This window comes from Streptomyces sp. NPDC001100, assembly GCF_053598575.1.
The window spans coordinates 1-13,158 of record NZ_JBSFKO010000012.1; the positions used below are offsets into that span (position 1 = coordinate 1).

Here is a 13,158-nt window from a genome sequence, read left to right on the forward strand (position 1 = left end):
TCCGTCCCGGTCCACCGGGATCATGCCGACGCCGGTGAAGAACCAGGCCATGAGGGGGTGCGGCCCGGCCGTTTGCACGCACTTATCCTTGACCCATGTACTTCACGGACCGTGGCATCGAAGAACTGGAGAAGCGGCGCGGCGAGGAAGAAGTCACCTTCGAGTGGCTCGCCGAGCAGCTGCGGACGTTCGTCGACCTCAACCCCGACTTCGAGGTCCCGGTGGAGCGCCTGGCGACCTGGCTGGCCCGGCTGGACGACGAGGACGACGACGAGTAGCCATTTCGACGAGTAGCAGTTGCTACGACGGCCCGTCGCGCCCCCTGTGTCAGTCGCGCGGGCGGGCCAGGCCGTAGGCGATGCCCAGTGCCCCCTGCGCCAGGAGCAGTACCCCTGCGACGGTCCAGCCCGCGCTGCGGCGCCGTAGGCCCCAGGCCGTGAGCGGAACGCCCGCCGTCAGCTGGGCCACGGACAGGGCACTGGTCGCGTACGTGCCGGACCAGGGGAGCCAGGGGCCCAGGCGGCTGTTGTCGGCCGCGTCTAGTTCCGTGCGGATCGTCTCGCGCCAGCCCCAGCGCTCGATCTGCCGGGCGTCCGGGCGGGTGCGGGCGATCTCGCGGAGGCGGTCCGCCGGTTCGCCGGGGGTGAGGCCTGCCGGCAGGGCCACTCCCGCGCGCGTGAGGACCGCCAGGAGGCCGCGCAGACGGGTGCGGGCGTCGGCCTCGGGGTCCGGTTTGGTCAGGTGGTCGAGGGACTGGAGATCCAGTACGGGGTCCAGGGCCAGGCGGGCGGCGAAGCTGCGCATCGCCTCGTCCTCGCCGACAGGGGTCCCGTCGGAGAGCCAGACGTAGCCGACGGGACGGCGGAAGCCCGAGGCCAGGGTGTAACCGGCGCGGTCGGCGTCCCACCACAGGGCGAGTACGGGCCAGGGGGCGCCGACGGCGAGTGCGGCGGCCCAGCCGGTGAGGACGCGGTCGACCGGTTCGTCGCCGTCCAGCCAGGGCTTGCCCTCGGGGACCAGCACGCTCCAGCCGTCGCCCGCGCGGGTCAGCAGCATGCGCTCGCGGAGCAGATGTGCCGCCGGAGCGACCGAATCCGCCTCCGCCCGGCAGAGCAGCAGCGCGCCGGGACCGGCACCGGCCCGGCGTCCGACCTGGGACTTCTCCGTGGACATGGTCACACGCTAGGGCAATACACCCCTTTCCGCCGGTCGTTGGACGGTCGGGGTCGATCGGCGATCACCGAAACGAGTGTCTTGACTTTCCGCATCCGCGATATATCGTGTTTCTCGGAAGACGCGATATGGCGCGTCGCGTCCGGTCCCGTCTGTGTCCGTTCCCGTCCCGTGCGGTACGACCGAGGAGGTCTGCATCATGTCCGAGTGGTCCGTCGCAGAGCCCAAGAAGCTCACGTTCGACGAGCCCGTGAGCGATCTCCATGTACGCATCGTCAACGGAACGGTGAACGTCGTGGGGACCGACGAGGGTTCCGCCCGCCTCGAAGTCTCCGAGATCGACGGGCCGCCCCTGGTGGTGACCCAGCAGCACGGCACCCTGACGGTGGCGTACGAGGACCTGCCCTGGAAGGGCTTCCTCAAGTGGCTCGACCGCAAGGGGTGGCGGCGCAGCGCGGTGGTCTCGCTGGCGGTTCCGGCGAGCACCCGGGTCGAGGTCGGAGTGGTCGGCGCCGCGGCCGTCGTCTCCGGGATCAGCGGGCCTTCGGTGGTGCGGGGCGTCACGGGCGACACGACCCTCGTCAGCCTCTCCGGCCCGGTCCGCGCCGAGACCGTCTCGGGGAACCTGGAGGCCCAGGCCGTCACCGGTGACCTCCGGTTCAACTCCGTCTCCGGCGACCTCACCGTCGTCGAGGGTTCGGGGACCTCTGTGCGCGCCGAGTCGGTGAGCGGCTCCATGATCGTGGACCTCGACCCGGACGGCCCGACCGACGTCCGGCTGACCAATGTCTCGGGCGAGATCGCCATCCGGCTGCCGCATCCGGCGGACGCGGACGTCGAGGCGAACACGGCGAGCGGTTCCATTTCCAACGCCTTCGACGGGCTGCGGGTGCATGGCCAGTGGGGCGCCCACAAGATCACCGGCCGCCTGGGCGCGGGCACCGGAAAGCTGCGTGCCACGACCGTCTCCGGTTCGATCGCCCTGCTGCGCCGGCCGGCGGCGGAGGAGGACGAGGGCGACGGGGCGTGGGACAGCGACGGTGACACGGGGGCCGCCACCACGGCGACGCGGGCCGACAAGACTCCGCGTCCCGACATGACCAAGGGGCCGCATACCTCGGACGCCTCGGACGACTCGGCCAACGCGCCCGCGTCCGGCACCGTGGACGACACCGCACACGCCCCTGGGGACGGGGCCCAGGGCGACTCGGGGGACAATTCCGTTTCCGGCCCGGACGGTGCTTCCGGCAGCGCCGCGGCCGACGGTACGACCGACAAGAAGGTGCTCTGACATGCCTCCCGTCTTCGCCCACGGCCGCCTCCGCCTCTACCTGCTGAAGCTGCTGGACGAGGCCCCACGCCACGGCTACGAGGTGATCCGCCTCCTGGAGGAGCGCTTCCAGGGGCTGTACGCGCCGTCGGCCGGCACGGTCTACCCGCGCCTGTCCAAGCTGGAGGCCGAGGGCCTGGTCACCCACACCACCGAGGGCGGCCGGAAGGTGTACGCCATCACGGACGCCGGCCGCGCCGAACTGGCCGACCGCAGCGGCGAGTTGGCGGACCTGGAGCTGGAGATTCGCGAGTCCGTCGCCGAGTTGGCCGCCGAGATCCGGGCCGATGTCCGGGGCGCGGCGGGCGACCTGCGCCGCGAGATGCGCGCGGCGGCCTCCGAGGCCCGGCGCGGCACCGGCAGCGCGCGGGCTCGCGGCGGCGAACACGAGGGCACCGCCGGGGACTTCACGGACTTCGGCGACAAGGAGTCGTGGCGCGCCGCCAAGGAGGAGATGCGCCGCGCCAAGCAGGAGTGGAAGGAGCAGGCCCGGCGCGCCAAGGACGAGAGCCGGCGGGCCCGCGAGGAGGCCCAGCAGGCGCGGCGCCAGGCCAAGGAGGCGCAGGCCCGGGCGTGGGCTCAGGCCCAGGAGGAGATGCAGCGCATCGGCCGCCAGGTCCAGGAGCACGCGCAGGACCACTTCGCGCGCGGCGACTGGCCCACGGGCGTACGGGAGAGTCTGACCGAACTGGCAAAGGAGTTCGGGGACTTCGGGAAGGAGTTCGGCAAGGACTTCGGGTTCGGGGGGCGGCCGGGTACGGGCAAGTCGGCATCGGCACCCGCGTCGGGACCGGGATCGGCATCGGGGACGTCGGCACCCGAGTACAGCCAGACCCCGGAGGACTTCCCCGCGGAGTACGAGCCGTCCTGGGCCCACGAGGACTCCACCGGCGACCCGGCCCGCGATCTGGACCGGCTCCTCGACCGCTTCCGGGACGACATCCGCGACGCGGCCCGCGACCGCGGTGTCACCGAGGACCAACTCCGCGACACGCGCCGCCACTTGTCCGCGGCGGCGGCGCACATCGGAGCGATACTGCGGGGCGGCCGCAAGGCCTGAGCCGAGGCCAGGGCCAGGGCCCGCAGGCGGTGCGCCGCGCCATCGGACCGAGGCGCACCGCCCCGCTCCTCACCCCGCCTTCGCCTCTCCCCCGCCGTACAGGACGCGTGTCGCCGCTTCGTGGGTCACCCCGTGATCGGCGAGCACCTCGCCGGGCACGCCGGGGAGGATGGTCAGGGCGAGGAGGAGGTGCTCGTCGCCGATGTGCCGGTCGTGGTGGGCCACGGCGATGCGCAGGGACTTCTCCAGGACGTTCTTGGCACCCCGGCTGAAGGTACGGCGGCCCGACCGCCACTCCCCGCTCTTGCGGTCGCCGGACATCGCGCCGACACCGTGCACCTCCTCGACGCGGGCGACGATCTCCGAGACGTCGATGCCGAGTCCGGCAAGGGCGTCGGCCTCCGACTGCGAGAGCCCGGCACGTCGGCGCGCGTCGCCGAGAGCCTGCCGTAGGGACTCCTTGCGCTCGTCGGTGGTGAGACCGAGGGCGGTCAGGGTGAAGGAGGCGCGACTGCCCTCGCGGTCGAGGAGTGCCAGGAGCAGATGTTCGGCCTCGACGGAACCGGAACCGGTCCCGGACCGCTCGCAGTACTCCACCGCGCCCCGCACCACTGCGCGGGCGTCCTTCGTGAACCGTTCGAACATCACTGCCTCCCGTACTTCTTGTGGACGGCCTGCCTGCTGACTCCGAGTTCCGCGGCGATCTCCTGCCACGACCAGCCCTGATTGCGCGCGGCGCGCACCTGCACGGCCTCCAACTGCTCCACCAGCTTGCGCAGCGCGGACACGGCACGGAGGCCGACCCGTGGGTCACGGTCGCCCGCGCGCTCGGCGAGATCCGTTGCTTCGGTCATGATGTCAACCTACGTTGACACACCTTGCATGTCAACCAAAGTTGACGGGCGATGTCGGTACGTCGGCAGACGCCGACGGCCGGCCCGGGAAACCGGACCGGCCGTCGAGGGAAATACCAGGAAACGTCAGCCGTTCGTGAGCACGATCTTGCCGAACTGGTCGCCGGAGTCGAGGCGTTCGAAGCCCTCACGGGCCCGGTCCAGTGGGAGTACCTCGTCGATGACCGGGCGGACACCCGTCGTGGCGCAGAAGGCGAGCAGGTCCTCCAGCTCGTCCTTGGTGCCCATGGTCGAGCCGACGACCTTGAGTTCGAGGAAGAAGATGCGGGTCAGTTCGGCGTGCGAGGGGCGGTCACCGCTCGTGGCACCCGAGATGACGAGCGTGCCGCCCGGCTTCAGCGACTTGACCGAGTGGGACCAGGTGGCCGCGCCGACGGTCTCGATGACGGCGTCCACACGCTGCGGCAGCCGAGCCCCCGGCTCCACCGCCTCCAGAGCGCCCAGCTCCAGCGCCCGCTTCCGCTTGGCCTCGTCCCGGCTGGTCGCGAAGACCCTCAGCCCGGCCGCCTTCGCGAGCACGATCGCGGCCGTGGCGACACCGCCGCCCGCGCCCTGGACGAGCACCGAGTCGCCGGGCCGTACACCGGAGTTGGTGAAGAGCATGCGGTACGCCGTCAGCCAGGCGGTGGGCAGACAGGCGGCCTCCGCGAAGGACAGCTCCTTCGGCTTCGGCAGCACGTTCCACGTCGGTACGGCGACCTGTTCGGCGAAGGTGCCCTGGTAGTGCTCGGTGAGGATGGAGCGGGGTTCCCTGGGACCGACGCCGTGGCCGGTCTGGCCGATGACGGAGTGCAGGACGACCTCGTTGCCGTCCGCGTCGACGCCGGCGGCGTCGCAGCCCAGGATCATCGGCAGCTTGTCCTCCGCGAGGCCCACGCCACGCAGGGACCACAGGTCGTGGTGGTTGAGGGAGGCGGCCCTGACATCGATGGTGCTCCAGCCCGGCCGGGCCTCGGGGGCGGGACGCTCCCCCAACTCAAGGCCGGAGAGCGGCTGGTCGCGGTCGATTCGGGCGGCGTAGACGGCGAACATGCCCTTGACCATAGGCTCCGCCGGTGGCGCGGGGAACTACCTCGCGGTGTGACACATGCCCTCTTGCCAAGGGACGGGGGGTGTTCGGGTGGCCGTCCAGGGGGCTGCCGCCCCCAGACCCCCGCTCCGGCCCTGAACGGACCTCGTCCTCAAACGCGGGACGGGCCGGGACATCCGCACACCGGCGAACGCCAACCCAAACCCAACGACCCCGCAGGCGTCAGCCCGCCCGGGCGCGCGGCCGCAGCCCTCAACCGGTCAGGCTGCCCGATGCAGGCCTCAACCCGCCGGACTGCCTGGCCGCAGGTCTCAACCCGCCGACCCGCCCGGCCTCAGACCTCAACCGGCAGGGCTGCCGGGCCGCAGGCCTCAACCGGCCGGACTGCCCGATACAGGCCTCAACCCGCCGACCCGCCCGGCCTCAGACCTCAACCCGCCGACCCGCCGACCCGCCGGGCCGTCAGCCGTCAGCCGTCAGCCGTCAGCCGTCAGCCGTCAGCCGTCAGCCGCCCAACGACCCGAGCCCCCACCCGAAACGCCCACCTCTCAATCACCCGAACGGGCGGGCGGGTGGGTAAAAAAAATGGCCCCGCCCAAATGGGCGGGGCCATTCGGACTACCGGCGGGCAACGCCCTCCGCCCGCGCCGCCGCGGCCACAGCGGCCGTCACCGCAGGCGCGACCCGCTCGTCGAACGGCGAGGGGATCACGTAGTCCGCGGCAAGGTCGTCCCCGACGACCCCGGCCAGCGCCTCGGCCGCCGCGATCTTCATCCCCTCGGTGATCCGAGACGCCCGCACCTGGAGCGCGCCCGCGAAGATGCCCGGGAACGCCAGCACGTTGTTGATCTGGTTCGGGAAGTCGGAACGGCCCGTCGCGACGACCGCCGCGTACTTGTGCGCCACATCGGGGTGCACCTCGGGGTTCGGGTTGGCCATGGCGAAGACGAAGGAGTCCTTGGCCATCGAGGCCACGGCCGGCTCCGGGACCGTACCGCCGGAGACACCGATGAAGACGTCGGCGCCTTCCAGAGCCGCTTCCAGCGTGCCGGAGAGCCCCGCCTTGTTGGTCAGCTCGGCCAGTTCGCGCTTGACGGGCGTGAGGTCGTCCCGGTCGCGCGAGACAACGCCCTTGCGGTCGGCGACGGCGACGTCACCGAGCCCCGCCTCCAGCAGGAACTTGGCGATGGCCACGCCAGCCGCACCGGCACCCGAGATGACCGCCCGCAGGTCGCCCAGCTCCCGCCCGGTCAGCTTCGCCGCGTTGCGGAGGGCCGCCAGCGTCACGATCGCCGTACCGTGCTGGTCGTCGTGGAAGACCGGGATGTCGAGCCGCTCCTGGAGCCTGCGCTCGATCTCGAAGCAGCGCGGCGCCGAGATGTCCTCCAGGTTGACGCCCCCGAAGGAGGGCGCGAGGCGCACGACGGTCTCGATGATCTCGTCGACGCCGGTGCAGTCCAGCGCGATCGGCACCGCGTCCACGCCGCCGAACTGCTTGAACAGGATCGCCTTGCCCTCCATGACGGGGAGGGAGGCCTCGGGACCGATGTCGCCGAGTCCGAGCACAGCCGTACCGTCCGTCACGACGGCGACCACGGACGACTTCCATGTGTAGTCGTGGACGAGTTCCGGCTGCTCCGCGATCGCGGTGCACACGCGCGCGACGCCGGGTGTGTACGCCAGGGACAGGTCGTCCTTGTCGCGGATCGGCACGGTGGCCTGCACGGCCATCTTGCCGCCGCGGTGCAGCGCGAACGCAGGATCGAAGGAATCGAGGGGCTCGGCCCCGCCGTCCTGATCCGTACTGCTGTCGCTGCGAGGATTGACGATCTCCGCTGCCACTTTGTCTTACCCCTTAAGTCTTCATTGATTTTGAGGGTGGCCACTCCCTGGTGAGGGGTGGGCGGGCACCGCGCAGGGCCCAGAGAGTTGATGCGTACGAGCACCTGCGCGACGGGCGCGCCGCACACGCGCCCTGAGCCCCGGATGAGGGGTGTAAAGAACCTTCTTACCGGACGGACGGCGCCGAGGACGAGTCCAATAGGCGCAAGGTCACATCTCGTCGGCCGAGGGCGGAACGATGATCGATCACATCGTGAGACATGCCGAAGATCTTCCGGCCGGAAGGAGTGATTCCAGCAGATGGTCCGTGATCAGGGCGTCCTGATGTACCGACCTGATGCGTTTCGGGGTTCACCCGTTATCCGATTTTGACATAGGGAGTCCCCTGAATGGTTCAGTCCGAATGGCAAGATGCCCTAATCACACGAGGTCGCGACACCCGAAGGTGTGTGTTCTCGTCGACCCGTCGGCACCGCCATCCATCCGCCGGAGGAATCCATCATGACCGCACGCTCCGCCCGTCGTACGACCGCCCCGCACACCCGGCTGGCAGCGGTCGGTGCGATCGCGGTCGCCGGCTCCCTGCTGCTCGCCGGCTGCGGCGACCAGACCAAGAAGGGCAACGACTCCAGCAGCGCGTCCACCAGCTCGGCGCCGCTGGCCTCCAAGCTGCCCGCCTCGATCCGCAGCGCGGGAGTCGTCAAGGTCGGCTCGGACATCGCGTACGCGCCGGTCGAGTTCAAGGACAACTCCGGCAAGGTCGTCGGCCTCGACCCCGACCTCGCGGCCGCCATGGGCAAGCAGCTCGGCGTGAAGTTCGAGTTCGAGAACGGCACGTTCGACGCGCTGCTCACCGGTCTGCGCTCCAACCGCTACGACATCGCCATGTCCGCGATGACCGACAACAAGAACCGGCAGAACGGCATCGACGGCGACACGGGCAAGAAGGTCGGCGAGGGCGTCGACTTCGTCGACTACCTGACCGCCGGTGTCTCGATCTACACGCGCAAGGGCGACACCGGAAACATCGCCTCGTGGGCCGACCTGTGCGGCAAGAAGCTCGCGGTCGAGCGCGGCACGGTCTCGGAGGACCTCGCCAAGACCGAGACGAAGAAGTGTACGGGCGGCAAGAAGATCACCATCGAGCCCTTCGACGACGACCAGCAGGCCCAGACCCGGCTGCGCTCCGGCGGCGCGGACGCGGCCTCCTCCGACTTCCCGGTCGCCGCCTACGCGGTGAAGACCTCGGGCGGCGGCAAGGACTTCCAGCTGGTCGGCGACCAGGTCGAGGCGGCGCCGTACGGCATCGCGGTCGCCAAGAGCAACACCCAGCTGCGGGACGCGCTGCAGGCCGCGATGAACGCCGTGATCAAGAGCGGCGAGTACCAGAAGATCCTGACCAAGTGGGGCGCCGAGGACGGTGCCGTCAAGTCGTCCGTGATCAACGGCGGCAAGTGACCGCGGATCCGCCGTCGCTGAGAGGCAACATCCGTGACTTCTGACATCGAGAGAGCGCCGGGGCCCGAGGACACTCCCCCGGCCGCTCCGAAGCCCATCAAGGCCATACCGGTCCGGCACTACGGGCGGTACGTCTCCGCCGTCGTCGCGATCGGCATCCTGGTCTCGATCATCTACGCGTTCGGCCAGGGCAAGATCAACTGGCATGCCGTGCCGGACTACTTCTTCGACCACCGGATCATGACCGGTGTCTACAAGACGCTCCTGCTGACGGTTCTGTCGATGGTGATCGGCATCGTCGGCGGCATCGGCCTCGCGGTGATGCGGCTGTCGAAGAACCCGGTGACCTCGTCGATCGCCTGGTTCTACATCTGGTTCTTCCGCGGCACCCCGGTGCTGGTCCAGTTGTTCCTCTGGTTCAACCTGGGCCTGGTCTTCGAGTACATCAACCTCGGTCCGATCTACAAGAACTACTGGTCGGACTTCATGACGCCGCTGCTGACGGCGCTGCTCGGCCTCGGTCTCAACGAGGCCGCGTACATGGCGGAGATCTGCCGCGCCGGCCTGCTCGCGGTCGACGAGGGCCAGACCGAGGCCTCGCACGCACTGGGCATGAGCCACGCCAAGACGCTGCGCCGGATCGTGATCCCGCAGGCGATGCGGGTGATCGTGCCGCCCACGGGCAACGAAGTCATCAACATGCTGAAGACGACCTCGCTCGTGGCGGCCGTCCAGTATCCGGAGCTCTTCCGCTATGCCCAGGACATCGGCCAGAACTCCGGCGCCCCGGTGGAGATGTACTTCCTCGCCGCCGCCTGGTACCTGATCATGACGTCCGTCCTGAGCGTCGGTCAGTACTACGTCGAGCGGTACTACGCCCGCGGTTCCAGCCGTGCGCTGCCGCCGACCCCGCTCCAGAAGATCCGGGCGAACCTGCTGTCCGTCGGCCGTCCGAAGGGAGCAGCGGCATGACCGACAAGCTCACCAAGACCGAGTCCACCACGACCGACCCGTCGGTCCCGATGGTCAAGTCCGAGGGCGTCCACAAGTCGTTCGGCCCGGTGGAGGTGCTCAAGGGCATCGACCTGGAGGTGAAGTCCGGCGAGGTGTTCTGCCTCATCGGCCCCTCCGGCTCCGGCAAGTCGACCTTCCTGCGGTGCATCAACCACCTGGAGAAGATCAACGCCGGCCGGCTGTACGTCGACGGCGAACTCGTCGGCTACCGCCAGCAGGGCGACAAGCTCTACGAGTTGCGCGATCGCGAGGTCGCGGTGAAGCGCCGGGACATCGGCATGGTCTTCCAGCGCTTCAACCTGTTCCCGCACATGACGGCCGCCGAGAACATCGTCGAGGCGCCGGTGCAGGTCAGGGGCGTCAACAAGGGGCAGGCCAAGGAGCGCGCGATGCAGCTCCTGGAGCGGGTGGGACTGGCCGACAAGGCCCAGAGCTACCCCTCGCAGCTCTCCGGCGGCCAGCAGCAACGGGTCGCGATCGCGCGGGCGCTGGCGATGGACCCGAAGCTGATGCTCTTCGACGAGCCGACCTCGGCCCTCGACCCGGAGCTGGTCGGCGACGTCCTCGACGTCATGCGTGACCTCGCCGAGTCCGGCATGACGATGATCGTCGTCACCCACGAGATGGGCTTCGCCCGCGAGGTCGGCGACAGCCTCGTCTTCATGGACGGCGGCGTGGTGGTCGAATCCGGCCACCCGCGCGACGTCCTGACGAACCCTCAGCACGAGCGGACGCAGTCGTTCCTGTCGAAGGTTCTCTGACGCGGAACAGTGCCGTACGAGTGCCGCTCCCCGCTCCTTCTGTGAAGCGGTGAGCGGCACTCGCGCACGTAGGGGCCGGGTCGGGCGCGCCGCCTCACGTCGTCTGCACGGAAAGAATCAGGCCCCCCGCCAGCAGCGTGTCGCCCTCATAGAGCTCCGAGCGGAAGAGGTTGATCGTGTCGTGCTCGGGGATGAGGTCGGCGAAGCCGGTGCACTTCTCCCAGCCGACGCCCGACCCTCGGTAGCTGTAGCAGCTGAAGCCGCGGCCGACGCCCTCCATGACGCCGCGTGCCTCCACATGATGCCCGTCGGCCGCGGTGTCCCTGATCCAGAACACATCGCCCAGCGGCTGGTAGCAGGCGACGCCCGCCAAGCCCCCGCCGTAGGAGACCTGGCTGCAGCTTGAGCCCGAGGGCGGCGAGGACCCGGCGACGCTCGCGTACTCCCGGTAGTTCGTGACGGCGGAGGCCGGCGACGCCGTCGTACCGACCAGCACCGCGGCCGCCGCACCGGCCACCACGAGGACCTTGCGCACGTTCATGGCTCGTCCCTCCCGCGCTGCCAGTGGACACGCTTCCAGTGACCGGAGTGTGCGCGCGTCACTGTGGCACGACAAGGCTCAGGACATCGGCCACCGCGTCAACCAGGGCCCTGCGGGGCCTACTTCAGCGCCAGCAGCAACGTGTCCGACGGCGAGCACCACACCGCCCGCGCCTCCCCGAACCCCTTCTCGCGCAGCACGCGCGCGTGCCATGCGGCCGAGGGCATGTCGCCGTCCGCGTGGGCGCCGTAGATCTCGAAGCGGCGGGCGGTCGGTGCGGCGAGGACCGGGTCCTGGGCGGCGAGTTGCCACCACTCAGCCCAGTCGAGGGCGCCGTTCCGCTGGGCCTGTTCCATACGGGAATGGCTGTGGGTGCGCTCGATCGCGTTGATCCGGGGCGTGGTGTCGTCGATCATGTGGTCGGCGTTCATGAAGACGCCGCCGTGGCGGACGAGTTCGGCGAGTTCGCCGTAGAGGGCCGCGAGGGGTTCGTCGCGCAGCCAGTGCAGGGCCGTGGCGGTGAGGACCGCGTCGTACGAGTCGTACGGCAGGTCCCTCGTCCACCGCGGGTCCTTGAGGTCGGCCGTGACGAAGGAGACCCGCTCGTCGCCCTCGAAGGTGCCGCGGGCGATGGCGAGGAGGGCGGGATCGAGGTCGACGCCGGTACTGGTGGCGTGCGGGAAGCGGGCCAGCAGCCTGGCCGTGATGCTGCCGGTGCCGCAGGCGAGGTCGAGGACGCGCGGCTCAGGCCCGACGCAGGCCTCGACCATGTCGAGCATGATCCGGAAGCGGTCCTCCCGGTCGGGCATGTACCACTCCTGCTGCCGGTCCCAGCTCTCCTGCCAGGACTGCCAGTCGGTTCCGACACCGGTCGTCATGAGGACCCCCTGTCCGCACACTGTGGCAACGCCACTCTCGTAATACCCTGGAAGCACGATCAGCTGTTACCCGACCGCATCCACGACCATAGAGCGCCTCTGTAAGGACTACAAGTGGAACTGGCCTATTACTCGGACTACGCCGTACGCCTCGTCAACACCGAGGAACCGGCCCGGGGCAAGGACGCCCTGACCTCGGTCGAGGCCGTGCGGGACCTGTTCGGCACCAACAAGGAGGCGGCTCGCCGCGCCACCGACGCCGACGTCACCCGCTTCCGCTCGGTCCGGGCGCGGCTGCGGGCGGTCTTCGAGGCGGCCGACGGCGGCGACGAGACCCTCTCCGTGAACCTGCTGAACTCACTCCTTCTGGAGTTCCCGGTCAGCCCGCAGATCTCCGGGCACAACCATCGCGACGACGACGGCCGCCCGCTGTGGCACATGCACCTCGCGGACCACCCGTCCAACGCGACCGCCGGCTACGCGGCCATCGCGGCGATGGGCCTGGCCTTCCACCTCACCGAGTACGGCGTGGACCGGCTGGGCCTGTGCGAGGCGCCCCCGTGCCGCAACGCCTACCTCGACACCTCGACCAACCGCTCCCGGCGCTACTGCTCGGACCGCTGCGCGACCCGCGCCAACGTGGCCGCCTACCGGGCCCGGAAGCGCCTGGAGGCCGACCGGTCGGAGAGGACGGGCCTGGCGGCCGAGAGCGCCCAGCGCGCGAGCGCGAACGGCGAACGCTGACCGGGCCTGAGCGGCCGGTACCGGAAGCGCACCTTGCCCAGCACCAGATCCTCGGGCACCGCGCCGTAGTCCGTACTGTCCCCACCGGCGAACGCGTTGTCCCCGCGCACCCACCAGCCGCCGTCCCGCCGCTCCACGGCCCGCTTGACGACCAGCAGGTCCTGCTGGAACGGATGCCGCAGCACGACGACGTCCCCGGGCCTGATCCTGGCGCCGTACTGGACCACGAGCAGATCCCCGTGGACCAGCGTCGGCACCATGGACGGCCCGGTCACCTCGGCCGTCCCGAAGGGCAGTACGGCCCTCCCGCGCTCGGTCTCCTGCGACAGCTCCGGCATCCCCGGCACCTCCCCGGTCCTATCCTCCACCAGTCTGAGTCCGACCCCGGACTTTTGTCCTAAGCGCATGGGGGC

The 13,158-nt window shown here is 70.1% G+C and carries 15 protein-coding genes; 7 read left to right on the forward strand and 8 right to left on the reverse strand.

Features of this window, described 5'->3' with window-relative positions; genetic code table 11:
- Window positions 1–95 precede the first annotated feature (95 nt).
- Window positions 96–278: a DUF6104 family protein gene (locus ACWDEW_RS18885; RefSeq protein ID WP_019075209.1), complete on the forward strand. Its 183-nt coding sequence runs from the start codon at window positions 96–98 to the stop codon at window positions 276–278.
- Between the two features lie 49 nt (window positions 279–327).
- Here ACWDEW_RS18885 and ACWDEW_RS18890 read toward each other — a convergent pair whose 3' ends face one another.
- Complete coding sequence (locus ACWDEW_RS18890) at window positions 328–1,173, reverse strand: hypothetical protein (RefSeq protein WP_450514114.1); 846 nt, start codon at window positions 1,171–1,173, stop codon at window positions 328–330.
- Between the two features lie 199 nt (window positions 1,174–1,372).
- On the opposite strand from ACWDEW_RS18890, the gene ACWDEW_RS18895 reads away from it, so the two are divergent.
- Together ACWDEW_RS18895 and ACWDEW_RS18900 are read left to right on the forward strand one after the other, a co-directional pair.
- Window positions 1,373–2,464, forward strand: a complete 1,092-nt coding sequence (locus ACWDEW_RS18895; protein WP_450514115.1) for a DUF4097 family beta strand repeat-containing protein — start codon at window positions 1,373–1,375, stop codon at window positions 2,462–2,464.
- Between the two features lies 1 nt (window position 2,465).
- On the forward strand, window positions 2,466–3,563 hold the full coding sequence (locus ACWDEW_RS18900) for a helix-turn-helix transcriptional regulator (RefSeq protein WP_450514116.1): 1,098 nt from the start codon (window positions 2,466–2,468) through the stop codon (window positions 3,561–3,563).
- Between the two features lie 69 nt (window positions 3,564–3,632).
- Here ACWDEW_RS18900 and ACWDEW_RS18905 read toward each other — a convergent pair whose 3' ends face one another.
- The 4 genes from ACWDEW_RS18905 to ACWDEW_RS18920 form a co-directional block, all read right to left on the reverse strand.
- On the reverse strand, window positions 3,633–4,208 hold the full coding sequence (locus ACWDEW_RS18905; RefSeq protein ID WP_450514117.1) for a Clp protease N-terminal domain-containing protein: 576 nt from the start codon (window positions 4,206–4,208) through the stop codon (window positions 3,633–3,635).
- Entirely contained in the window at window positions 4,208–4,417 is a 210-nt protein-coding gene (locus ACWDEW_RS18910) for a helix-turn-helix domain-containing protein (protein ID WP_359602372.1), read from the reverse strand. Before ACWDEW_RS18910 ends, ACWDEW_RS18905 begins: the two co-directional genes overlap by 1 nt.
- Before the next feature lie 126 nt (window positions 4,418–4,543).
- Window positions 4,544–5,509, reverse strand: coding sequence for a zinc-binding dehydrogenase (locus ACWDEW_RS18915; protein WP_450514118.1), 966 nt, complete (start codon window positions 5,507–5,509; stop codon window positions 4,544–4,546).
- A gap of 616 nt (window positions 5,510–6,125) precedes the next feature.
- Entirely contained in the window at window positions 6,126–7,349 is a 1,224-nt protein-coding gene (locus tag ACWDEW_RS18920; RefSeq protein ID WP_450514119.1) for an NAD(P)-dependent malic enzyme, read from the reverse strand.
- Window positions 7,350–7,850: 501 nt separating this feature from the next.
- Here ACWDEW_RS18920 and ACWDEW_RS18925 point away from each other — a divergent pair.
- Genes ACWDEW_RS18925 through ACWDEW_RS18935 form a run of 3 tightly spaced genes read left to right on the forward strand, consistent with a single transcriptional unit; the run spans window position 7,851 to window position 10,582 of the window.
- Window positions 7,851–8,807: an ABC transporter substrate-binding protein gene (locus ACWDEW_RS18925; RefSeq protein WP_450514120.1), complete on the forward strand. Its 957-nt coding sequence runs from the start codon at window positions 7,851–7,853 to the stop codon at window positions 8,805–8,807.
- 33 nt (window positions 8,808–8,840) lie between these two features.
- Window positions 8,841–9,779, forward strand: coding sequence for an amino acid ABC transporter permease (locus tag ACWDEW_RS18930; protein WP_450514121.1), 939 nt, complete (start codon window positions 8,841–8,843; stop codon window positions 9,777–9,779).
- 50 nt (window positions 9,780–9,829) lie between these two features.
- Window positions 9,830–10,582, forward strand: a complete 753-nt coding sequence (locus ACWDEW_RS18935; RefSeq protein ID WP_450514295.1) for an amino acid ABC transporter ATP-binding protein — start codon at window positions 9,830–9,832, stop codon at window positions 10,580–10,582.
- Between the two features lie 94 nt (window positions 10,583–10,676).
- Here ACWDEW_RS18935 and ACWDEW_RS18940 read toward each other — a convergent pair whose 3' ends face one another.
- Entirely contained in the window at window positions 10,677–11,123 is a 447-nt protein-coding gene (locus ACWDEW_RS18940; protein ID WP_450514122.1) for a hypothetical protein, read from the reverse strand.
- Between the two features lie 119 nt (window positions 11,124–11,242).
- The gene (locus ACWDEW_RS18945) at window positions 11,243–12,001 is read right to left on the reverse strand and encodes a class I SAM-dependent methyltransferase (RefSeq protein WP_450514123.1); all 759 of its coding nucleotides are present in this window, start codon (window positions 11,999–12,001) and stop codon (window positions 11,243–11,245) included.
- Window positions 12,002–12,115: 114 nt separating this feature from the next.
- Between ACWDEW_RS18945 and ACWDEW_RS18950 the strand changes: the two genes are divergently transcribed.
- Window positions 12,116–12,745, forward strand: coding sequence for a CGNR zinc finger domain-containing protein (locus ACWDEW_RS18950; protein ID WP_450514124.1), 630 nt, complete (start codon window positions 12,116–12,118; stop codon window positions 12,743–12,745).
- Here the strand turns inward: ACWDEW_RS18950 and sodX are convergent.
- Window positions 12,649–13,083: a nickel-type superoxide dismutase maturation protease gene (gene sodX, locus ACWDEW_RS18955; protein ID WP_450514125.1), complete on the reverse strand. Its 435-nt coding sequence runs from the start codon at window positions 13,081–13,083 to the stop codon at window positions 12,649–12,651. The two genes, ACWDEW_RS18950 and sodX, sit on opposite strands and share 97 nt — an antisense overlap.
- Between the last annotated feature and the right edge of the window lie 75 nt (window positions 13,084–13,158).